We start from the raw sequence: 21,266 nt of genomic DNA on the forward strand, positions 1-21,266 counted from the left end.
GAACGCTGGTGAAACCGAAAGCGGCGGCTTCCTTTGACGAGGGGGCCGCCGCTTTGGCACGCTTTTAGGTTTTGCGCGCAAACGACATGGAAAGGAGGGCTCGCGTGGGCAGTTTGTCCCTTCGGGACCTTTGCTTCACCTACAACGAGGACCTCGTCAAGGGAGTGCAGCACCATCGCATCGCCCCCGATGAGGTTCCTGAGGAGAAACTGGTGCTCAAGCACCTTGACCTCGAGGTTGCCGACGGGGAGTTCCTTTGCCTCGTGGGGCATTCGGGGTGCGGAAAATCAACGACGCTTCGGATTCTCGCCGGTTTGCAGAAGCCGATTGCGGGGACCATCGAGACGAACGGCAACCCGATCGAGGGACCCGGCCTCGATCGCTCGGTCGTGTTCCAAAATTATTCGCTTTTCCCGTGGATGACGGTGAAGAAGAACGTTGAGTTCGGAATTAAGCAGGCGTCTATCGAGCTTTCTCGCGGCTTGACGAAAGACCGGATGTCCGATATCGCCGACGAGTATCTCGCGAAGGTATCCATGGCGAAAGCGGCCGATCTTTATCCTTACCAGCTTTCCGGCGGCATGCGTCAGCGCGTTGCCATCGCTCGCGCTTTGGCGATGGACACTGAGGTGCTGCTCTTCGACGAGCCTTTCGGCGCGCTCGATATCAAGACGCGTCGCGAGTTGCAGATGCTCATGGAAGACCTTTGGGTGTCGGGACGGAAGAAGACTGCGGTCTTCGTCACACACGACATTGAGGAGGCGCTGCTTTTAGCCGACCGCATCGTGTTTATGAGTGCCGGCGAGTTCCGTGATGAGTTCGAGGTCTCCGCTCCTCGCCCCCGCGTCCCCGAAGTTTACTTCGAGACGCCCGAGTACAAGCGGATGCATGCGCATCTGCTCGATTTGTTCTACAAGGCGGAAGAGACGAAGCTCGATCAGGTTGATCGCGAGCAGGTCTTCGACGGAGGTGCCACGCTATGAGAAAAGCCATGAAACTGCGCATTGTCATCGCGCACGTGCTGATGGTGGCGCTCATTTTGGTGGTTTCCCTCGTTCCGAATCACCGTCGCAACGTGGCGGATCCGACGGCGTTCTTCGCTGCTATCGGAATCATCGAGGTGCTGTATCTGGTTGCGCTTGTTCACGGCAGGAAGCAGGATCCCTTCCCGCAGGGATCGACCGACATCACGCTGTGTGTGTGGGTTCTCCTGCTTTTGTGGGAGATATTCGGCCCCGTGCTCGGCATCGCCCACAATGTGCTGCTCCCATCGCCCGAAAACGTGTTCAACGTGTTTGTCGACCACGGCGGGGAGCTGGCCTTAAGCGTTGTCTCGTCGCTCGAGCTTCTGCTTTCGGGCTTTTTCTTCGGCACGCTGTTCGGCGTCATCTTAGGCGTGATCTGCGGCTGGATTCCCCGCCTACGCGCGATGTTTTACCCGATCGCGAACGTGTTCGCGCCGATTCCGTCGGTCGTGTTCACGCCGTTTCTGGTCATCCTTATGCCGAACTACCGCCTCGCTGCTGTGATGGTAATCCTGCTTGGTGTGTTCTGGCCGCAGTTTTTGAGCATGATCTTGCGCGTCGGCTCGCTGCCGCCTGCGATCATCGATAACACGCGCGTGCTCAAGGTGAGCAACCTGACTATGATCACGAAGATCATCATGCCCTACATTTTGCCCGATATTTTGAAGGGCCTGCGCATTTCGCTTACGACTGGCTTCCTCATGCTCATGTATGCGGAGAGCTTCGGTGCCAAATCGGGCATCGGGTACTGGATTTCCAACGCGAACGTGTTCGCGAACTATGCGAACATCTATGCAGGCATTATCACGTGCGGCATCACCGTCACCGTTTTGAATTACGGCTCCGCGTGGTTGCAGAAGCGCTTTACCAAGTGGCACTAGTGCGGCCGCATTCGAGGACAGTTCGATAGAATGCCCAGCGTTTTAAGGTCGCGGGGCAAGAAGAAGGGGGAGAAAATGAACCAAGAAGTGAAGGCGATGATCGATCGTGCGACTGACGAGTCGCTGCGTGGGGCAACCCAGCCCAAGGAGGTTATCGTGTCCATGCTCGAGCTCGATCCCGAGTCCGAGGAAGTTGCCTATCTTCGCAAATGCGCTTCTCGTGTCGCTCATTTTGCGTCGGGGAACAAGTGCGGCATCGCGGGTGCCATCGGGGTCGATATGTGCAGCTGCGACATGAACTGCAAGTTCTGCTCGTTCGGAACTGAATGGGGCCTTGTCACCGACGAGATTATCTACACCAAAGAGGAAGTCATTGAGATGGCGCGCGCCTATGTCGAGGCCGGCATCACGACGCTTACGCTGCGCTCCACCGAGTTCTACGACCTGAAGGTGCTTACCGAGTGGCTTGCCGATATCCGCGAGCAGGTGCCGGGCGACTATCTTATCAACCTGAACGTTGGCGAGCTCACGCCGGCGATGGCCGAGGCGGCTTACCAGGCGGGTGCTACGAGCGCCTACCACGTCTGCCGCATGCGCGAGGGAATCGACACGCCTTTCGACCCCAAGCTGCGCGAGCAGACCATCCGCGCGATCGCCGAGTCCCCGCTTCGTTGGGGCACGTGCGTCGAGCCCATCGGCATCGAGCACACCAATGAGGAGATCGCCGATAAGGTGCTCTATAACATGTCGCTCAATCCCTTCGGCATGGGTGTTATGTTCCGCGTGAATGTGCCTGGGACGCCGTTTGAAGGGGTGGAGCCCGTCTCGAAGCCCCGCATGCTGCAGATTCTCGCCGCCGTGCGCATCGCTGTCGGGTCGCGCATCCACTCCATGGGATGCCACCCCGCCATCCCCGAGGCGCTTTATTCGGGCGCGAACGGGTGCACCGTCGAGCGAGGCGCGAACCCGCGCGATACCGAGTTCAACGAGGACGAGTGGCGAGGCTTCACCGTGGAGGATGCCGTCGCGCGTATCCGCGAGGCGGGCTTCGAGCCAGGGCTTGTCGACCCTGACCCGCGTTTCCGCGCCGACGGCAAAAACTGGTGGAAGGTGGGCAACCCCGAAGACTACGTCATGCCCGACCCGCTCGCTTCAGCGGGTTCTGGCTGCTGCTGCGGCAAGCGCTCGTAGGGGATGCAGAGCCGATGCCCTTCGAGATCGCTATTGCGCGCTATGAGAGCGACGGCGCGCGCGAGGTTCTTTTCCCGCCTGGCGTGTGCCGCATCGGCGACGAAGCGTTTCGCGGATGCGATGACATAGAAGAAGTCGCCGTGCCTGAGGGCGTGCGCGAAATCGGGGCCTACGCGTTCTCTGCGTGCTTGAACTTGCGGCGCGTTTTGCTGCCAGAGAGCCTTTCGTCTCTCGGGGCGTCGGCCTTTGAGCACTGCCAAAAGCTCGAGGAGATAGTGCTGCCGTCGAGTGTGCGCGACGTGCCGAGGGGAGCCTTCAAGGGCTGCTTCGCGCTGCGGCGCGTCTCGGGAGGGGAGGGGCTTGTCGAAATCGGTGACCAGGCGTTTTCGAATTGCCGCTCGCTTCGTGTCGCACCCGCGCTCGACGCGGTGGAGGCCATCGGGCGTCGCGCCTTCTCGGGCTGTCGCACCTTGCGAAGCGTCGAGTTTCCCAGCCTCTTGCGATCGCTTGGTGACGAGGCGTTCTTAAGCTGTCCCGAGCTTTCCGGCGTCGTCTTTCCCGAGGAAGTTGACGAGGTGGGGCGCGACGTGTTCAGGGGCTGTCCGAAGCTCGATCGTTCGGGCGTTCCCGACCGCATTGCCGCGCGTCTGTTTCCCGCTGGAGAGGGTCCCTGCGACTTTTCGGATAGTTAGGCGAACTCAGGCAATTATTCCCGCTCGCTCGTTTTCTCCCGCCCGTCCTTTCGCGCCGCGAACGATTCGTCGGGGCGCATCATGCGGTTCCAAAGCGAACTTGTGGTCGAGGCCCAAAGCGCCGCTCCCGGATTGTTCACCATTGCCTTGTCCTTGGTCATGAGCGTGGTCACGGGCGCGTCCGAGAGCTTGTAGAAATACGAGTCGTGCCCCACGCATAGTCCCATGAGCACGTTGAGGTCGGTCTTCTCGGCGTTGAGGCGCCTTACCTGCGTGAGCGGGTTGCAGGCGACCAGTCCAAAGTTGCAGCAGCTCTCCTTCAGCCCCATCTGCGCGTTCGAGAGCGCGCCGACCTTGCAGGTGTAGCCCACCACCTCGTAGTTGTGTATGCGCAGGATTTTCGCGAAGATCTGCGCTTCGTCGGCGACGCCCGCGCAAAACGCGATTCCGATTTTCTTGTATCCCATGCGCCTCGCGTAATCCATTGTCTCCTCGGCGCGGCAGAGCTGTTCTGAGAAGCCGCGGGCGGTGGTCTCCGCCGTCGCCTTCATGAACTCGTAGGTCTCGGCGTCCTCTTCGTAGTCGTGGCGAAGCAGGGCTGCCTCCTCGTCGGTCATGCCGCGCGTCTCGCAGAAGGAGGGGTAGCGGCCGTTGTTGTGAGCGCAGCCGAGCGTCTTGCAATCGACGCAGCTTGGGCGCTCCGGCCTGATTTCCTGTGCTTTTTGTTGGGTGCCGCAGCAAGATGTCATGGGTCTTAGCGCCGCCTTTCGGTTCGCTCTCGTTCCGTTCGCTTCCTCTTCAGTATAAGGCGTTCCGTGTGGATGTCTTTGTTTGGTTGGCACAACTTCGCCATATGTGCGATAATCCCTTCTCGGTGCGCATTCGGGCCGATGTTCGGCCGCGCTGTCCGATTCGGCCAGATTCGATTGCGCGCTGCACGAATCGTGCGATAAGCGAACGATGGAGGAAAGTTAGTGGAAACAAAAGTAGAGGCATTGCAGGACAACAAGGTCAAAGTGACCGTCACCGTCGATGCCAAAGAAGTCGACAATCGCATCAAGAAGGCTTACAAGGACTTCGCGAATAAGTACAATTTCCCCGGATTCCGCAAGGGCAAGGCGCCCCGTCCGATCATCGACAACGCGCTCGGCGCCGAGGCTGTGCCGGCCAGCGTTACCGATGACATCGTGAACGGCTGCTATCCGCTCGCCATCGACAGCTGCGATCTCTACCCCGTTGGCGAGCCCGAGTTCGGCGAGCCTGCGCTCGTCGAGGGCGGCAAGCCCTACGAGTTCTCCTTCGAGGTCGAGTGCAAGCCGACCTGCGAACTCTCCGATTACGAGCCGGTTGAAGTGAAGCTCCCGGCCGAAGGCGCGTCCGAGGCCGAGATCGACCAGCAGATCGAGGCGCTGCGCGACTACTACCATGATTTCGAGAACGCTAACGCCAACACCAAGGTGAAGGCCGACTCCTACGCCGACCTCAAGATCGCCGCGACCGACGAGAACGGCGAAGACGTGAGCGCGCTGTCGAGCGAGTCCCGTCTGTGCCTCATGGGCTCCGGCATGTTCCCGGCCGCCTTCGATGAGCAGGTCATCGGCCTGAAGAAGGGCCAGACCGCGAGCTTCTCCGTCAATGTCGAGGACGCGAAGGACGCGACCCTCATGGCCTCCCTCGAGGGCAAGACCAAGACGGTGAACTTCGAGGTCGAGGTTCTCGCCGTGAAAAAGCAGGTTCTCCCCGAGCTCACCGACGAGTGGGTCAAGGACGCGCTGGGCTTCGAGGATGTCGCCGACCTGCGCGAGCGCGTTGCCGACAGCATCAAGGAGCAGAAGGAAGACGTCCTTCCGCGCATGAAGGAAAACGCCTGCCTCATCGAGCTTGCCAAGCGTCTCGACGTCGAGGTCCCTGCCGCCGTGCAGGAGCAGACCGAGGCCAAGCTGCTGCAGGACTTCTTCTCCCAGCTGCAGAACCAGGGCGCTAGCTTCGACATGTATCTCCAGCAGAACGGCATCACCGCCGACCAGTTCAAGGCCGACGTGAAGCAGCAGGCCGCCGACACCGCCAAGCAGGACATGGCGCTCGACGCATGGGCAGCGCATTTCGAGCTGAAGGTCACCGACGAGGAAGTTCTCGAAGAGTTCGAGAAGTCCGGTGCCAAGGACCCGAAGGCTCTCCTGAAGGAGTGGCGCGAAGGCGGTCGCCTCTACCTGGTCCGCGAGGCTCTGCTTCGCACCCACGCCGTGCTTGACGTGATGGAGAAGGCCAAGGTCACCGAGTACGACCCCGCCGAGGAAGCTGAGGAAGAGAAGAAGGCTGCCAAGAAGTCTTCCAAGAAGGCTGCCAAGAAAGAGGAAGAGGCTGCCGACGTCGAGGCGTAGCATCTCGCCCTCTAGCTTCAACCGATCGCGTAACGGGGTCGATGCATCTGCGTCGGCCCCGTTTTATGCTTATCGTGAACGGCGTGTTCGCGACCCCTTGCGCGAAGCGGCAAGCTGTTCCATCATGTGAAGCAGAATGCAATTTCGCGGCCCCGTGAGGCCGCGTCCTTTTCGAAAGCGAGGCTTTTTATGAGCATCGAACGTGCCACTTCGGCGCTGATTCCCTACGTCATCGAGCAATCTCCGCGCGGCGAGCGCAGCTACGACATCTATTCTCGTCTCTTAAACGACCGCATCATCTTCCTCGGCGAGCCCATCGATGACCATGTGGCGAACTCCGTCGTCGCGCAGATGCTCCATCTCGAAAGTGCCGATCCCGAAAAGGATATCTCGCTCTACATCAACACTCCGGGCGGCAGCGTGTCCGCGGGCCTCGCCATCTACGACACCATGCAGTTCGTGAAGTGCGACGTGTCCACCATCTGCCTGGGCATGGCGGCATCCATGGGCGTGCCCCTTCTGACCGGCGGCGCGGCGGGCAAGCGCTTTATCCTGCCGAACGCCCAGGTCATGATTCACCAGCCCATGGGCGGCACCGGCGACGGCCACACGCAGCAGACCGACATCCAGATTATGGCCGACGAGATCAAGAAGACGCGCGACCGCTTGGAGGGCATCATCGCCAAGCACTGCGGCAAGACCCAGGAGCAGGTGCACGTCGACTGCGAGCGCGACAACTGGCTTTCCGCTGAGGAAGCGAAGGCATACGGCCTGGTCGACGACATCATCACGAGCCATCGCGGCTCCTCCGACAAGTAGAACCTAAGAAGAGAAGCGACCTAACGCATATGACAAACGAACGAAGAGGCGACCTTGGCTATCGCGGCGACGACGCGGTGTACTGCGCGTTTTGCGGGAAGTCATCCGACCAGGTGACCGCGATGATCGCAGGTCCGAACGGCATCAACATCTGCGACGAGTGCATCTCGGTGTGCGCCGACGCGATGATGCGCGACTTGGGCCTCTCGACCGCCTTCGACAGCATGTCCGACGAGGAGACGGCCGGACGTCGTGGCTGCCGCCGTGCACAGGACCGCGGCGCGATCGTTGAGGCCGACATCGAGGATGCGACCCCGAACCCCGCCGATATCCTGGGCAACCTGCCCACACCCCACGAGCTCTACGCCGAGCTTTCTGAGCATGTGGTGGGCCAGGAAAACGCGAAGCGCGCCCTCTCCGTCGCCGTCTACAACCACTACAAGCGCATCAGCATGGAATCGGAGGCGCAGGAGGGTGATGTCGAGCTCGCGAAGAGCAACATCATGCTTTTGGGCCCCACGGGTTCCGGCAAGACGCTGCTCGCCCAGACGCTCGCGCGCACGCTGCGCGTCCCGTTCGCGATTGCTGACGCGACGACGCTCACTGAGGCGGGTTATGTCGGCGAGGACGTCGAGAACATTCTGCTCAAGCTGATCACCGCCGCCGACTTCGATATCCCGCGTGCGGAAATCGGCATCATCTACATCGACGAGATCGACAAAATCGCCCGCAAGGCTGAAAACCTCTCCATCACGCGCGACGTGTCGGGCGAGGGCGTGCAGCAGGCGCTTTTGAAAATCGTCGAGGGCACCGAGGCCTCCGTGCCGCCGCAGGGCGGGCGCAAGCACCCCCAGCAGGAACTCATCCACATCGACACGACGAACATCCTGTTCATCCTGGGCGGTGCGTTCGTCGGCCTGGCAGACATCATCGGCCAGCGCGTCGGAAAGAGTGGTCTGGGCTTCTCTTCCGAGCTGCCCGAGAGCAAGAAGCACGCCGAGGCTGAGCTTCTGGCGCAGGTGCTTCCCGAGGACCTGAACAAGTTCGGCATGATCCCTGAGTTCGTCGGCCGCATCCCTGTGATCACGGCGCTCAACGAGCTGTCCGAGGACGATCTTGTCCGCATCCTCACCGAGCCGAAGAACGCGCTCGTGAAGCAGTACACGAAGATGTTCGAGTTCGAAGATTCCACGCTCGAGTTCGAAAAGGACGCCCTGCGCGCCATCGCCCACGAGGCGCAGGAGCACGGCACGGGCGCTCGCGGCCTGCGCTCGATCTGCGAGCGCGTGCTGCAGGACGTCATGTACGACCTGCCCGAGCACAAAGTCGCCACGCACGTCGTCGTGCGCGCGAGCGACATCACGGGGGAAACGGTCCCCGAGATCGTTCCCGCTTCCTAAGCCGCACTTTCCCGGGGCGCCTTTTGCGGGCGCCCCTCTCGGCGTTTCGGCGCCTGTCCGCTTACGTTTCATCGAAGGAGCTTGCATCCAATGGAAAACATGCCGAAGAATTACGACGCAGAAGCCGTCGAGCAGCGCATGCTCGATAAATGGCTCGCTGGCGACTACTATCGCCGCAACCCCGGCGTGGGCGATTGCACGGTGACGATTCCGCCGCCGAACGTGACCGGCAAGCTTCATATGGGCCACGCGCTCGACGACACCATCCAGGACACCATCATCCGCATGAACCGCATGCGCGGCATCTCCACCCGCTGGATCTTGGGCACCGACCATGCGGGCATCGCCACGCAGACGAAGGTGGACAAAAAGCTCGCGTCTGAGGGAATCTCCCGCCGCGAGATCGGCCGCGAGAAGTTCGTCGACGCCTGCTGGGACTGGACGCACGAGTACGGCGGGCACATCGTCGAGCAGATCAAGCGCATGGGCTGCTCGATAGACTTCTCCGACCCTCACTTCACCATGGATGCCGACTACGCCACCGCGGTGCGCAAGGTCTTTTGCGACTGGTACCATGATGGGCTGATTTACCGCGGCAAGCGCATCGTGAACTGGTGCCCGCATTGCACGACGGCCATCGCCGACGACGAGGCGGAGTACAAGGAAGAAGACGGCCATCTGTGGTACCTGCGCTACCCGCTCGTCGAGCCTGTCGATGGGCAGGAATATGTCGTGGTTGCCACCACGCGCCCCGAGACGATGCTCGGCGACACCGGCGTGGCGGTCTCTCCGAAGGACCACGACAAGGACAAGTTCGTCGGTGCGAAGGTTCGCCTTCCCATCGTCGACCGCGAGATTCCCATCTTCTCCGACTTCTACGTCGATGCGGGCTTCGGCACGGGCTTCGTGAAGGTAACCCCTGCTCACGACCCCAACGACTATGGCATGGGCGAGCGTCACGGCCTTGAGAAGGTCAACATCTTCGACGAGACGGCGCACGTGGTCGAAGGCTACGGCGAGTTCTCGGGCATGGGCCGCGACGAGTGCCGCCAAGCGGTCGTCGCCTGGTTCGAGGAACACGGCCTGCTCGATCATGTGGACGACCATCATCATTCCGTCATGCACTGCTACCGCTGCGACTCGACGCTCGAGCCGTGGCTGTCCGAGCAGTGGTTCGTCGCTGTCGACAAGCTGAAGGGACCGGCGACCGAGGCGGTCACCTCCGGCAAGGTCACCTTCCACCCCTCGCGCTGGACGCAGACGTATCTCACCTGGATGGAGAACCTCAAGGACTGGTGCATCTCGCGCCAGCTGTGGTGGGGTCATCGTATCCCCGTGTTCCACTGCGAGGACTGCGGTTGGGAAGACGCGCTTATGGAGGACACCGACGTGTGCCCGAAGTGCGGCAGCCACCATGTCGCGCAGGAAGAGGACGTGCTCGATACCTGGTTCTCGAGCCAGCTGTGGACGTTCGCCACGCAGGGTTGGCCCGAGCATCCCGAGCGCCTGGAAGGCCATCATCCGACGACTGCGCTCGTCACCGCGCGCGACATCATCGCGCTGTGGGTGGCGCGCATGATCATGTCGTCGACGTACTTTCTTAAGGAAATCCCGTTTAAGGACGTGGTCATCTACGCGACCATCCTCGCGAAGGACGGCACGCGCATGTCCAAGTCGAAGGGCAACGGCGTCGACCCGATGGACCTCATCTCCATGTACGGCGCCGACGCGATGCGCTTCAACCTGCTCACGCTCGTGACCAACAACCAGGATGTGCGCTTTGACGCCGATATCGACAAGAAGACCCACGAGCTTCTCGGCAGCCCGCGCACGGAGTCGGCACGCGCCTTCGTAACGAAGATTTGGAACGCGAGCCGCTTCGTCTTGGGCAATCTGGACGGCTTCACGCCCGGCGAGCCGCGCGCGGTCTCGGAGGCCGACGCGTGGATCTTCAGCCGTCTGGCGAAGCTTTCCGCCGAGGTCACCAAGGACATCGAAACCTACCAGTTCGGCGAGATGGCGCGCGAGCTGCACGCCTTCTTCTGGAACGAGTTCTGCGACTGGTACATCGAGTTTAGCAAGGCGAGCCTGCGCGAAGAGGGCGATGCCCGCCTGCAGACGCAGCGCAACCTCGTGTACGTGCTCGACAACGCGCTTCGCCTCCTGCATCCCGCGATGCCGTTCGTCACGGAAGCTATTTGGGAAAACGTTCCGCATGCAGAAGGGGAGGCGCCCGCGCTCATGATGGCGAAGTGGCCCGAGCCCGAAAGCCTCGCGTCGCTTGTCGACGAGGAGTCCGAGCGTGCGGTGAGCCTTCTGTGCGACGTGGTGAGCGCCGTCCGCTCGACGCGTGCGCGCTACGGCATCTCGCCCAAGCAGGAGCTTCCCGTGGTTTTGCGCGCCGGGTTTGAAAATGCCCGTGTCCTCGAGGGTCTAAAGAGTCAGATCATCTCGATGGCGCGCGCGTCCGAGCTCTCGATCGTTCCGTCCGATGCGCACAAGCCCGCCGAGAGCGCTTGCGTCGTCGCGCACGGGTGCGAGGTGTATTGCGTGCTCACCGGCCTTATCGACTTCGAGGCCGAGCGCGCACGCCTCACCAAGGAGCGCGCAACGCTTCAGAAGGACGAGGCCAAGTTCGCCAAGAAGCTTTCCAACCCAGGCTTCCTCGCGAAGGCAGCGCCCGAGATCGTGGAGAAGGACACGGCGAAGCTTGCCGAGCTGCGCGATAAGCTTGCGCGCGTGGAAGAGCAGCTCGCCGAGTTGGGCTAAAAGCTGCTTCTCTTAGAGTTAGTTTTTGCGCCGGACTTGCAAGCGGGTCCGGCGCAGTTTTATTCAGGTGAACGGACTATATCCTACGGCGAGAACACAGAGCCCGGCAAAGGCACCGTCGCGGTGTCTGCGGTCGAATCTGGCAACTTCATTGGCTCCGCTATGATCGAAGGTAATGGCTCAGGTTGACGCTGACTTAATAATTGGTCATAATTCTGACCATATTGGAAGGAGGATTGTATGGCAACGCTGACGATGGGCCTTGCGGAGGCCAAGGCCAACTTTTCCCGCTTGACGGCGGAGGTCAACAGAACCGGCAGACCGGTTACTGTCTTGAAGAACAATAAGCCTTGGGTGGTGATTCAGCCAGTTGGAGCAGAGGCATCGACTTTGGACGTTGCAGTCGATTTCATGGATGAGTATTCCGACGTGTTCGAGGAACTTGCCAAATGAGAATCCGCCCTATTGTCAAAGATGAGGCGATTGCGGTGCACGCTGCCGTAATCGCCAAGTTCGGAGGAGCCGATGGTGTGCGAGACGAGGGGCTTCTGGAGTCTGCGCTCGCGCAGCCGCTCCAGTCGTTCGACGGTGCAGAGCTCTATCCAACCGACGAAGCCAAGGCGTGCAGATATGCTTACGGCATCATCAAAAACCATCCGTTTGTTGATGGCAACAAGCGAACCGCCACCGCCCTTATGGGAGCGTACCTTAGAATATCCGGTCTTGCTTTCCGGCCACGTCATGATGAGCTGTTGAAAGCCATGCTCGGCGTTGCCGAAGGTTCATGGGATTTCGATGCTTTGGTTGAATGGGTGCATTCCGTAATAGGTTAGGGTAATTGTGCGGTGCTCACGGCTGGGTTTTGACACAGCCCATTGATAATTCTATTCTCTCATATACGTTATTTGGCGATGCCTGCGATATCGCGAGGTATACCGTCTGCTCTAAAGGTTTTTTGTTATAATCGTTCGCTAGTTGCCCGAAATGCCTGTTGGACGGGCGTCATTGGAAACGAGGAATCCATGTCCGAATTGATGTCGCAGCTCATTACGCCGGAACTGATGACGGCGTTCACGGTCTTTATCGTGCTGCTCGTGCTGCTCTATGTCCTTTCTATCGTGTGGGTCATCCGCGACGCGTATATGCGCGGAACACACTGGTACGTTTGGGGCATCGTCGCACTCGTGCCGCTTATCGGCGTCATCGCGTACTGCCTGCTTCGTCCGCCTCTGCTGCAGATCGATCGCGACGAGCAGGAGCTTGAGGTCGCCCTGAAGCAGCGCGAGCTCATGAAGTACGGCGAGTGCGCGAACTGCGGCTATCCGGTCGAGTCCGACTACGTGCTGTGCCCGAACTGCCATACGCGCCTGAAGAACCTCTGCCCGAGCTGCCATCATGCGCTCGAGCCTGCATGGACCGTGTGCCCGTACTGCGCCACGCCGGTGGGGCAGAACCGCAACGGTGGGTCGGCCCCGCGCCGCCGTCCTCGCCCGCAGCAGAGCTCCGCTTCGCAGGGCCAGCTTGCCCGCGAGCCGCACAACCAGGTGCGCTCCCGTGCTCCGCGCGCGCAAGAGCATCGTGAGGAAAAGGAATAAGGCGAGCTTCGCTTTCTCGTTCGAAGAACTGCCTGTTCAGGGCGCCGACTCCTCTTGGGGTCGGCGCCCTTTTTCGTTGCGGCGAGTGGTGGATTCACTTCCGATTCGGTAGACCTTCATTTTGTGCCAGGATCGCCGCGGTTCAGTGCACTTTTTGGAAGGGCTGAGGATGAAATAAATCGCTCAACTCCTGTCCCGCACCTAGGTGAGCCCCGCTTGACGTGAAAGAAATCACCCGACCTCTTTCTATCATGCTGACTCCTGTCTCATTCGCTCACGGCCCGCGAGCTCGCCGCCCGATTCCACGTTTTCGGTGCAGTCTTCGCGCGCTACCCGAGGTCTTTTCCGTCATGCGCCTCACCTGGCGTATAATCCCAAGCACTGTGCACTTTTCGATTCCACACTGGAGGATTCATGCTTGAAAGTCTTTCCGAGCGATTGCAGGGCATATTCTCGGGCCTGCGCGGAAAAGGCCGCTTGACCGAGGAAGATATCAACTCCGCCATGCGCGAGATTCGCCTGGCGCTGCTCGAGGCTGACGTCAACTTCAAAGTCGTGAAGCAGTTCTGCGCTCGCACCAAAGAGCGCTGCCTCACCGCCGAGGTGCTCGAGTCGCTTACTCCGGCGCAAAACGTCGTGAAGATCGTGCTCGACGAGCTCACCGAGCTTTTAGGTCGCACCGACTCGAAGCTCGTCCTCTCGAGCCGCATTCCCAACGTCATCATGCTCGTCGGCCTGCAGGGCTCGGGCAAGACGACTGCCGCAGCCAAGCTCGCGTACCGTTTGAAGCAGGAAAAGCACTCGCCCCTGCTCGTCGCGTGCGACGTGTACCGCCCTGCTGCCGCCGATCAGCTCCAGACGCTCGGCGACGAGATGGGGGTGCGCGTCTATCGCGGCGACGGTAAGGACCCGGTCGCCATCGCGAAGGAAGGCGTGCAGGACGCCATCGACCACCTGCGCGACGTCGTCATCGTCGACACAGCGGGCCGCTTGCACGTCGATGACGAGATGATGGAGGAAGCCGAGGCCATCAAGCGCGCCGTCAAGCCCGACCAGATCCTCATGGTCGTTGACGCCATGACCGGCCAGGACGTCGTGAACGTGGCGGCCGCGTTTGCCGAGCGCGTCGATTTCGACGGCGTCATCATGTCGAAGATGGACGGCGACGCTCGTGGCGGCGGCGCGCTTTCCATCAAACAGGTCACAGGAAAGCCCATCAAGTTCATCAGCGCAGGTGAAAAGCCTGATTCGCTCGAGGAATTCCATCCCGACCGCATTGCCAAGCGCATCCTCGGCATGGGTGACATGGTGAGCCTCATCGAGAGCGCCGTGCGCGTCCAGCAGGAGGTCGAAGAGGCTGAAACGGCGAAGCGCCTCGCGAAATCGCAGCTCACGCTGAACGACTTCGTCGACATGAATCGCCAAATCCGCAAGATGGGCGGCGTGCGCAAGCTTGTGAGCGCGCTCCCCGGCGGTGACAAGGCACTTGGATCGGGGCAGGTCGATGAGGGCGCGCTCGATCACATGGAGGTCATCATCAACTCCATGACGAAGGCCGAGCGCGAGAAGCCCGACCTTCTGAACGGCAGCCGCCGCGCGCGCATCGCCGCGGGCGCCGGCGTGTCGGTCACCGAGGTGAACCAGCTCATGAAGCAGTTCAACGAGACCAAGAAGATGATGAAGAAGATGATGCCCTCGGTCGATGAGCTTTCCGGCAAGAAGGGCAAGAAGGGCAAGCGTCGCCGCCGTATCCCAGGTATGCCGGGCGGCATGAGCATGGCCGATATCAAGAAGGTGCAGGCGATGCTCGAGCAGGGCGACAAGTAATCGAGCAGGGGTGGCGCCAGGCTGCTCGAGCCTGCAATCAAAACGCTCAACCGCCGCGAAGGCGGGTGGGAGCGGACAGGCCGGGTGCTGCTCGAAGGCGCTCTCATCGCGCGGAGCGGGAGCGTGCAAGCTTGGTAAGAGCCACTTGAAGGCACTCGCCGCATGAGAAGCGGGGGAGTGCGGGTTTCGTGCCTGGGCGGCAGGAAGAGAGGCCTGCTGCCGGGCGCATTACGAGAGAGGGGACGGTTATGTCTTGCAAGGTGCTGGTAGTGACGGGAAGCCCGCGCGTCGGCGGCAACTCCGACACGCTCGCCGAGGCGTTCATCGAGGGAGCGAAGTCGGCGGGCTGCGAGGTGCGGCGCATCGATGCCGGGCGCGCGAAGATCGTGGGCTGCCTCGGGTGCAACTACTGCTTCTCCCATGAGGGCGCCTGCGTTCAGCAAGACGAGATGCAGCAGTTCTACCCCGACCTTCACTGGGCGGACGTGCTCGTGTACGCCACGCCGCTCTATTGCTTCACATACCCCGCGCAGCTGAAAGCCTTCCAGGACCGCATGTTCTGCGGCATCGCGAAGTCGTTCAACATCCCGCGCGTCGGCCTGCTGCTCTGTCTGGAGGACAAGGACATCACGGCGGCGGACTCGCTGCTCGACACCTATAAGCGCTCGAACGCATACACGCATCAGAAAAGCATCGGCGAGGTCGTCGTGAACGCCGTGTTCGAGAAGGGCGCTATCGCTGGCAACCCCGGTCTTGAGAAGGCTCGCGAGCTCGGTGCAAGCCTTGCATAGGCCGCTTTCGTCCGTTTGTGTGGGTATCATGCGTTCTCGCTTGCCATTTCATTCAAATCTGGGTAATATTAGCAATCGCTGTTTTTCCCGAAGTTGAAGCTTCGCGGAAATCGAAAGATGTAAGGTTAAAAGGAGTTCAACTTCATGGCAGTCAAAATTCGCCTGGCTCGTCACGGCGCTAAGAAGCGTCCGTACTACCGTATCGTCGTTGCCGATGCTCGCGCTCCGCGTGACGGCAAGTTCATCGAAGAGGTCGGCCGCTACAATCCGTGCGTCGATCCCTCTATGATCAAGTTCGACCTCGAGAAGGTTGACAAGTGGATCGCCAATGGCGCCCAGCCGACCGACACGGTCGCTCGTCTTCTCGAAACCGCTCGCAAGGAAGCGTAGAAGACATGTCCGAGCAGACGGAAGATCTCGTCGGCTTGGTTGACGCGATTGTTCGGCCCCTCGTCGACAACGAGGAGGATCTCGATATCCAGGGAAGCGAAACCGAAGAGGGTTCGATTCTCGTGGAGATTCGCGTGAACGAAGAGGACGCTGGCAAGATCATCGGTCGTCAAGGTCGCGTCATCAAGGCTATCCGCACGCTTGCGCGCGCGGCGGCTTCCCGTGCCGACATCCCCGTTGATGTGGAGCTTGTCGAATAGTGCGCACCTGGGCTGATGTTGCCTGGTTGGCGACTGCGAAGAATCTAGATGGGGGGCTCGTCGTGCGAAGCGCGTCGGGCCTTCCTTTTTTGCTCGAGGAGGGCATGGAGGTGGCGTTCGTGCCGCCCGTGCTCGATATGCCCCGTCGCGCGAATGTTGAGGAAATCCGTCCGCAGGACGATGCCTCCGCTGTCGTGTGGTTCAAAGGCGTGGACGACATCGACACGGCGAAGGCGCTTTGCGGATGCCACGTGCTCGTTCGTCGCGAGGAACTTCCGGAACTTGCGCAGGCCATCGCGGCGGCGCATTCCGAGGGCGTATCTGGATGGGAAGTCCATGATGCGCGGGCGGGCCTTCTGGGGACGCTTCTGCGTGTGGAGGACAACCCTGGGCAGAGCCTTCTCGTCGTCGATCGCGCAGACGGGCAATCGCCCCTGCTCATTCCGCTCGTGGATGAGTTTTTGGTCGGCATCGACGAGGATCGCGAGCGCATCGATGTCGATGTGCCGGCGGGCCTTTTGAGCTTGTAGCAACGCAATCCCGCGAGATGGGCGTTCAGGGTCTGTCCTGGGCGCCCATCTTTCATTTCAAGGAGGACATCGGATGATCATCGAGACCCTGTCAACGTTTCCGGGCATGTACGACTCGGTGATGAACTCGTCGATGATGCGCATCGCCCAAGAGAAGGGGATTCTCGATTTTCGTGCGTACGATCTGCGCGATTGGACGCACGATCGCCATCGTACGACCGACGATGACCCCTATGGCGGAGGTGCCGGGCTCGTCATGAAGTGCGAGCCGCTCTTCGAGGCGTATGGCGATATCTGCGCGAGGGGAGCGGGATGCGAACCTGCTTCCTGCTTGGAACAGGCGGATCGGGCGGCGTCCACAAAGCGAGTTCCGCACGAGCCGGAAGTGCCCTCTGGCACTTCCGTGCGAGCAGGACTGCCGAGCGACTGGGCGCTGCCCGATCAGCCCGCTGCGCCGCAGTCGGACTGCCCCAAACTGTGCACCATTTTCCTCGCGCCGCAAGGCGAGCGCTTCTGCGACGAAATCGCGCTCGATCTTGCCAAAGAGGAGCGCCTCCTGTTCATTTGCGGGCATTACGAGGGCATCGACGAGCGCGCCTATACGCTGGCAGATCGCGTCATATCGCTTGGGGACTACGTGCTCACGAGCGGCGAGCTCGCCTCGATGGTCGTGATCGACGCCGTGGTCCGCAAGCTTCCCGGCGTGCTCGGTGCCGAGGACGGCGCAATCACCGAGAGCTTCTCCGACGGCCTTTTGGAATATCCCCAGTACACGCGCCCCGCTGAGTTCCGTGGAATGCGGGTGCCCGACGTACTTCTCTCGGGAGACCACGGGAAGGTGGCGAAATGGCGCCGTGAGCAGAGCCTGCTGCGCACGGCACGCCTTCGCCCCGACCTGCTTGCCGACGTGGAACTTTCACCCGCTGACAGGGATTTTCTGCAAAGATTGGGCGAAGAGGGCTAACGACTTGCGCGAAGCGCTATCATTCGAATTCACGACTTGAATCACGGGTGGCACCGCCTCCCGTATCGAAAGGATATCGCGCTTCATGTTTTCCGGTCAGCATGCCGAACGCCAGGGCTCGAAGATGGCCCGCAGCCTGTTGAGCATCGTCATCATGGTACTCGTCGTGTTCGGCCTCTCGCGCCTGTTGAACACCTTCGTGTTCGGCGCCTACGAGATTCCGTCGGGCTCGATGGAGGACACCATCGAAGTGGGCGACCTCGTCTTCTCCGAGAAGCTGTCCTATTACGCGAACGAGCCCCAGAAAGGGGACATCGTCACCTTCGCGGACCCGCTTGTCTCCAACCGCACGCTGATCAAGCGCGTCATCGCGACCGGTGGCCAGACGGTCGACCTGCAAAACGGCAAGGTCGTCGTCGATGGGGTCGTGCTCGACGAGCCTTACACCGAGAACAAGGTCTCCGAGCCGTTCGAGAAGACGGCCGTTTCCATCAGCTATCCCTATACCGTGCCCGAGGGCTGCCTTTGGGTCATGGGGGACAATCGAACCAATTCGCAGGATTCGCGCTATTTCGGCGCAATCGACGCCTCGAGCGTGACCGGCCACGCGGTGTTCACCTACTGGCCGATCCCGCATATCGGGGTGCTGTCTTAAAGGGTGGAGAACCGGGCGCTCGGCGTCCCGCGCATCGATACGAGAAGGAGAGTCATGGCAGAGACATCCGCCGGCCCTGCGGCCGACAAGCTGACGTTCCAGGACATCATCATGAACCTGCAGCACTACTGGGCGAAGCAGGGCTGCGTCGTCATGCAGCCCTACGACAGCGAGGTGGGCGCGGGCACGTTCCACACCGCTACCACGCTGCGCAGCCTCGGGCCCAACGCTTGGCGCACCTGCTATCCGCAGCCGTGCCGCCGCCCGGCCGACGGCCGCTACGGCGAGAACCCCAACCGCATGCAGCACTACTACCAGTTCCAGGTCATCTTGAAGCCTTGCCCGGTCGATTCCCAAGAGCTCTACCTGGGCTCGCTTAAAGCCATCGGCCTCGACCCCGCCGAGCACGACGTGCGCTTCGTCGAGGACGACTGGGAAAGTCCGACGCTCGGCGCGTGGGGTCTTGGCTGGGAAGTGTGGATGGACGGCATGGAGGTCACGCAGTACACGTACTTCCAGCAGGTCGGCGGCATCGAGGTTGATCCTGTTCCCGTCGAGATCACTTACGGCCTTGAGCGCATTGCCATGTACGTGCAGGGCGTCGACTCCGTCTACGATCTCGTGTGGTCCTACCTGCCCGACGGCACGCCTATGACCTATGGCGATGTCTTCCATGAAAATGAGTACGAGTTCTCGACCTACAACTTCGAGGTCGCCGACGTCGAGCTGATGCGCCGCAAGTTCGACGAGTACGAGGCCGAGTGCCACTCCTGCCTTGAGCGCAAGCTGCCGCTGCCGGCCTACGACTGCGTCATGAAGTGCAGCCACGCGTTCAACATCCTCGACGCACGCGGCGCCATCTCGGCGACCGAGCGCGCTAACTACATCCTGCGCGTCCGCGCCGTCGCCAAGGCCTGCTGCGAGAGCTATCTCGCCGAGGTCGCTGGCAAGAAAGACACGTATTCCACGAAGGGCGAGGTGGCCTAAATGGCAGATACTCTGGATTTCCTGCTCGAGATCGGTACCGAGGAGATGCCCTCGGCGCCGCTGATCAACGCTTCCAAGCAGCTTCCGAAGCTCGTCGTGAAGATGCTCGACGAGGCCGGGCTTGCCCATGGCGATGTGCGCGTCGTTTCCTCGCCGCGCCGCCTTGCCGCGATTGTGTCGGACGTGGCATGCGCCACCGAGGCTGTCCATGAGGTCAAGCGCGGCCCCAAGGCCCAAATCGCCTTCGACGCCGACGGCAACCCCACCAAGGCTGCTGCCGGCTTCGCCCGCAAGTGCGGTATCGATGCCTCCGAGCTCACCCGCAAGATTGACGAGGACGGCAACGAGTACATCTTCGCCGAGAGGAACGTCCCCTCTGAGCCCGCGATGCCGATCCTGTCGGCGCTCGGCCACGACGTCATCGCCGCCATCGAGTGGCCGAACTACCGCTCCCAGCGCTGGGGCTCCGAACACGAGACCTTCGTGCGCCCGATCCGCTGGATCTGCGCGCTCCTCGGCTCCGAGGTCGTGCCCGTTACCTACGCCGACGTGACGAGCGGCAACACCACCCGCGGCCATCGCGTTTTGGCGCCCGGCGAGCACGTCGTTGCTGAGCCTGCCGCCTACGAGCAGGTGCTCGAGGATTCCTACGTGCTTGGCGCCGAGGCCCGCGAGGCCGCCATCCGCGAGGGCATCGCCGCTATTGAGGCAGAGCGTCCCGGCAGCCACGTGGACACGCCCGCCCGCATCTTCGACGAGGTCGTGAACCTCTGCGAGTGGCCGACCGTGCTCGTCGGCACCTTCGACGAGGAGTTCCTCCGCGTCCCGCAGGAGATTATCTGCGAGTCCATGCTCTCCAACCAGCGCTATTTCCCAATTTTCGACGCTGCGGGCAAGCTCACCCGCGAGTTCGTGATCGTCTCGAACGCCGATCCGAAGGTCTCCGACACCGTCGTCTCCGGCAACGAGCGTGTTGTGCGCCCGCGTCTCGACGACGCGAAGTTCTTCTTTGACGAGGACTTGAAGCGCCCGATGGAGGAATTCGTCGAGCGTCTCGGCATCGTCACGTTCCAGGAGAAGCTCGGCACCACCCTGCAGAAGGTCCAGCGCATGGAGAAGCTCGCGGGCGCGGCCGCTGCCGCCGCCGGCGAGGATGAGGCGGGCGTCGCGAACGCCGTGCGCGCCGCGCACCTGGCCAAGGCCGACCTCGTCTCGCAGGCCGTCGTCGAGTTCACCAACCAGCAGGGCGTCATGGGCGGCTACTACGCCGAGGCCGCAGGTGAGGCCCCCGAGGTCTGTGCCGCCATTCGCGAGCACTACCGTCCGCGCTTTGCAGGCGACGAGCTCCCCTCTGACATCTGCGGCAAGTGCGTCGCCATCGCCGACAAGCTCGACACCTGCTGCGGCATCTTCGCCATCGATGAGCCCCCGACGGGCTCTTCCGACCCCTACGCCGTGCGCCGCGCCGCCATCGGCATCATCGCCATGCTGCGCACGATGCCCATGGTCAGCTTGAAAGACCTCATCGCCGCGTCGCTTGACGCGTACGCCGAGCAAGGGCTTGAATTTGATCGCTCCGCCGTGGCCGAAAAGGTCGAGCAGTTCTTTGCAGGGCGCCTGAAGTCCATTGCGAAGGACGAGGGAATCCTCCTCGACTCCATCGAGGCCGTCTCGGCTGTGGGCGTTATCGACCCCGCCGAGTTCTTCGCCCGCGCCTGCGCGCTCGATGCGGCCCGTGCCGAGCAGCCCGAGACCTACGAGGCTCTCGCGGGCGCCTTCACGCGCGCCCATAATCTTGCGGACGCCGCGCTGGGCTGCGAGGTCGACACCTCGATCCTCGGCGACTCCGAGCTTGCGCTTCTTCACGCATGCGGGGAAGGGGAGGACAAGGTCGCATCCGCGCTTGCGTGCAAGGACTTCGACGCCGCATGCAACGCCCTTGCGGCCCTCAAGGAGCCGATCGACGCCTTCTTCGAGGACGTCATGGTCATGGACGAGAACGCGTCGCTGCGCGAGAACCGACTGCGCCTGCTCAACCGTTTCGTCGGCGTGTTCACCGACGTCGCCGATTTCGGGTTGATGGCGAAGAAGGCCCAAAAGTAGCCCACT

Annotated in this window: 21 protein-coding genes; 20 read left to right on the plus strand and 1 reads right to left on the minus strand. The window is 61.6% G+C overall.

The genetic code is table 11. From position 1 onward, the window contains the following. The first annotated feature begins 104 nt into the window (after positions 1 to 104). The 4 genes from ACMRQN_RS00320 (at position 105) to ACMRQN_RS00335 (ending at position 3,789) form a co-directional block, all read left to right on the plus strand. Positions 105 to 983: an ABC transporter ATP-binding protein gene (locus tag ACMRQN_RS00320; protein WP_418733326.1), complete on the plus strand. Its 879-nt coding sequence runs from the start codon at positions 105 to 107 to the stop codon at positions 981 to 983. Beyond that, positions 980 to 1,906 (plus strand): ABC transporter permease, encoded by a 927-nt coding sequence (locus tag ACMRQN_RS00325; protein ID WP_418733327.1) that lies wholly within the window; start codon positions 980 to 982, stop codon positions 1,904 to 1,906. Before ACMRQN_RS00320 ends, ACMRQN_RS00325 begins: the two co-directional genes overlap by 4 nt. 75 nt (positions 1,907 to 1,981) lie before the next feature. Continuing rightward, positions 1,982 to 3,097, plus strand: coding sequence for a hypothetical protein (locus ACMRQN_RS00330; protein ID WP_418733328.1), 1,116 nt, complete (start codon positions 1,982 to 1,984; stop codon positions 3,095 to 3,097). Between the two features lie 14 nt (positions 3,098 to 3,111). Next, positions 3,112 to 3,789, plus strand: coding sequence for a leucine-rich repeat domain-containing protein (locus tag ACMRQN_RS00335; RefSeq protein ID WP_418733329.1), 678 nt, complete (start codon positions 3,112 to 3,114; stop codon positions 3,787 to 3,789). Between the two features lie 14 nt (positions 3,790 to 3,803). On the opposite strand, the gene ACMRQN_RS00340 is transcribed toward ACMRQN_RS00335, so the two are convergent. Next, on the minus strand, positions 3,804 to 4,538 hold the full coding sequence (locus ACMRQN_RS00340; protein WP_418733330.1) for a DUF1847 domain-containing protein: 735 nt from the start codon (positions 4,536 to 4,538) through the stop codon (positions 3,804 to 3,806). Between the two features lie 225 nt (positions 4,539 to 4,763). Between ACMRQN_RS00340 and tig the strand changes: the two genes are divergently transcribed. The 16 genes from tig to glyS all read left to right on the plus strand — a co-directional run bounded on the left by tig (position 4,764) and on the right by glyS (position 21,260). After that, entirely contained in the window at positions 4,764 to 6,170 is a 1,407-nt protein-coding gene (gene tig / locus ACMRQN_RS00345; RefSeq protein WP_418733331.1) for a trigger factor, read from the plus strand. A 189-nt stretch (positions 6,171 to 6,359) separates the two neighbouring features. Beyond that, positions 6,360 to 6,989 (plus strand): ATP-dependent Clp protease proteolytic subunit, encoded by a 630-nt coding sequence (locus tag ACMRQN_RS00350; RefSeq protein WP_158049230.1) that lies wholly within the window; start codon positions 6,360 to 6,362, stop codon positions 6,987 to 6,989. A gap of 29 nt (positions 6,990 to 7,018) precedes the next feature. Next, positions 7,019 to 8,389, plus strand: coding sequence for an ATP-dependent Clp protease ATP-binding subunit ClpX (gene clpX, locus ACMRQN_RS00355; protein ID WP_417052840.1), 1,371 nt, complete (start codon positions 7,019 to 7,021; stop codon positions 8,387 to 8,389). 90 nt (positions 8,390 to 8,479) lie between these two features. Continuing rightward, a complete protein-coding gene (locus ACMRQN_RS00360; protein ID WP_418733332.1) occupies positions 8,480 to 11,158 on the plus strand; it encodes a valine--tRNA ligase in 2,679 nt (892 codons plus the stop codon). A gap of 240 nt (positions 11,159 to 11,398) precedes the next feature. Continuing rightward, positions 11,399 to 11,611 (plus strand): type II toxin-antitoxin system Phd/YefM family antitoxin, encoded by a 213-nt coding sequence (locus ACMRQN_RS00365; protein WP_418733333.1) that lies wholly within the window; start codon positions 11,399 to 11,401, stop codon positions 11,609 to 11,611. Further along, positions 11,608 to 11,991: a type II toxin-antitoxin system death-on-curing family toxin gene (locus ACMRQN_RS00370; protein WP_418733334.1), complete on the plus strand. Its 384-nt coding sequence runs from the start codon at positions 11,608 to 11,610 to the stop codon at positions 11,989 to 11,991. Before ACMRQN_RS00365 ends, ACMRQN_RS00370 begins: the two co-directional genes overlap by 4 nt. A 189-nt stretch (positions 11,992 to 12,180) precedes the next feature. Then, positions 12,181 to 12,753 carry a zinc ribbon domain-containing protein gene (locus ACMRQN_RS00375; protein ID WP_418733335.1) on the plus strand — a complete coding sequence of 191 codons (573 nt, stop codon included), beginning with the start codon at positions 12,181 to 12,183 and terminating at the stop codon, positions 12,751 to 12,753. Between the two features lie 414 nt (positions 12,754 to 13,167). Then, positions 13,168 to 14,580 (plus strand): signal recognition particle protein, encoded by a 1,413-nt coding sequence (ffh, locus tag ACMRQN_RS00380; RefSeq protein WP_330047390.1) that lies wholly within the window; start codon positions 13,168 to 13,170, stop codon positions 14,578 to 14,580. 248 nt (positions 14,581 to 14,828) lie between these two features. Continuing rightward, positions 14,829 to 15,371, plus strand: a complete 543-nt coding sequence (locus ACMRQN_RS00385) for a flavodoxin family protein (protein WP_418733336.1) — start codon at positions 14,829 to 14,831, stop codon at positions 15,369 to 15,371. Positions 15,372 to 15,515: 144 nt separating this feature from the next. Then, positions 15,516 to 15,761: a 30S ribosomal protein S16 gene (gene rpsP / locus ACMRQN_RS00390; RefSeq protein ID WP_158049236.1), complete on the plus strand. Its 246-nt coding sequence runs from the start codon at positions 15,516 to 15,518 to the stop codon at positions 15,759 to 15,761. Positions 15,762 to 15,766: 5 nt separating this feature from the next. Continuing rightward, a complete protein-coding gene (locus ACMRQN_RS00395) occupies positions 15,767 to 16,021 on the plus strand; it encodes a KH domain-containing protein (protein ID WP_158049237.1) in 255 nt (84 codons plus the stop codon). Continuing rightward, a complete protein-coding gene (locus ACMRQN_RS00400; protein WP_418733337.1) occupies positions 16,021 to 16,551 on the plus strand; it encodes a ribosome maturation factor RimM in 531 nt (176 codons plus the stop codon). Before ACMRQN_RS00395 ends, ACMRQN_RS00400 begins: the two co-directional genes overlap by 1 nt. Before the next feature lie 73 nt (positions 16,552 to 16,624). Then, positions 16,625 to 17,515, plus strand: coding sequence for a tRNA (guanosine(37)-N1)-methyltransferase TrmD (gene trmD / locus ACMRQN_RS00405; protein WP_418733338.1), 891 nt, complete (start codon positions 16,625 to 16,627; stop codon positions 17,513 to 17,515). A gap of 85 nt (positions 17,516 to 17,600) precedes the next feature. Beyond that, positions 17,601 to 18,170, plus strand: a complete 570-nt coding sequence (gene lepB / locus ACMRQN_RS00410) for a signal peptidase I (RefSeq protein ID WP_418733339.1) — start codon at positions 17,601 to 17,603, stop codon at positions 18,168 to 18,170. A gap of 54 nt (positions 18,171 to 18,224) precedes the next feature. Continuing rightward, entirely contained in the window at positions 18,225 to 19,157 is a 933-nt protein-coding gene (locus tag ACMRQN_RS00415) for a glycine--tRNA ligase subunit alpha (RefSeq protein ID WP_158049242.1), read from the plus strand. Beyond that, positions 19,158 to 21,260, plus strand: coding sequence for a glycine--tRNA ligase subunit beta (glyS, locus tag ACMRQN_RS00420; RefSeq protein ID WP_418733340.1), 2,103 nt, complete (start codon positions 19,158 to 19,160; stop codon positions 21,258 to 21,260). Positions 21,261 to 21,266 lie beyond the last annotated feature (6 nt).

The sequence above is a fragment of the Ellagibacter sp. genome, from assembly GCF_048412355.1.
Lineage (GTDB): Bacteria > Actinomycetota > Coriobacteriia > Coriobacteriales > Eggerthellaceae > Ellagibacter.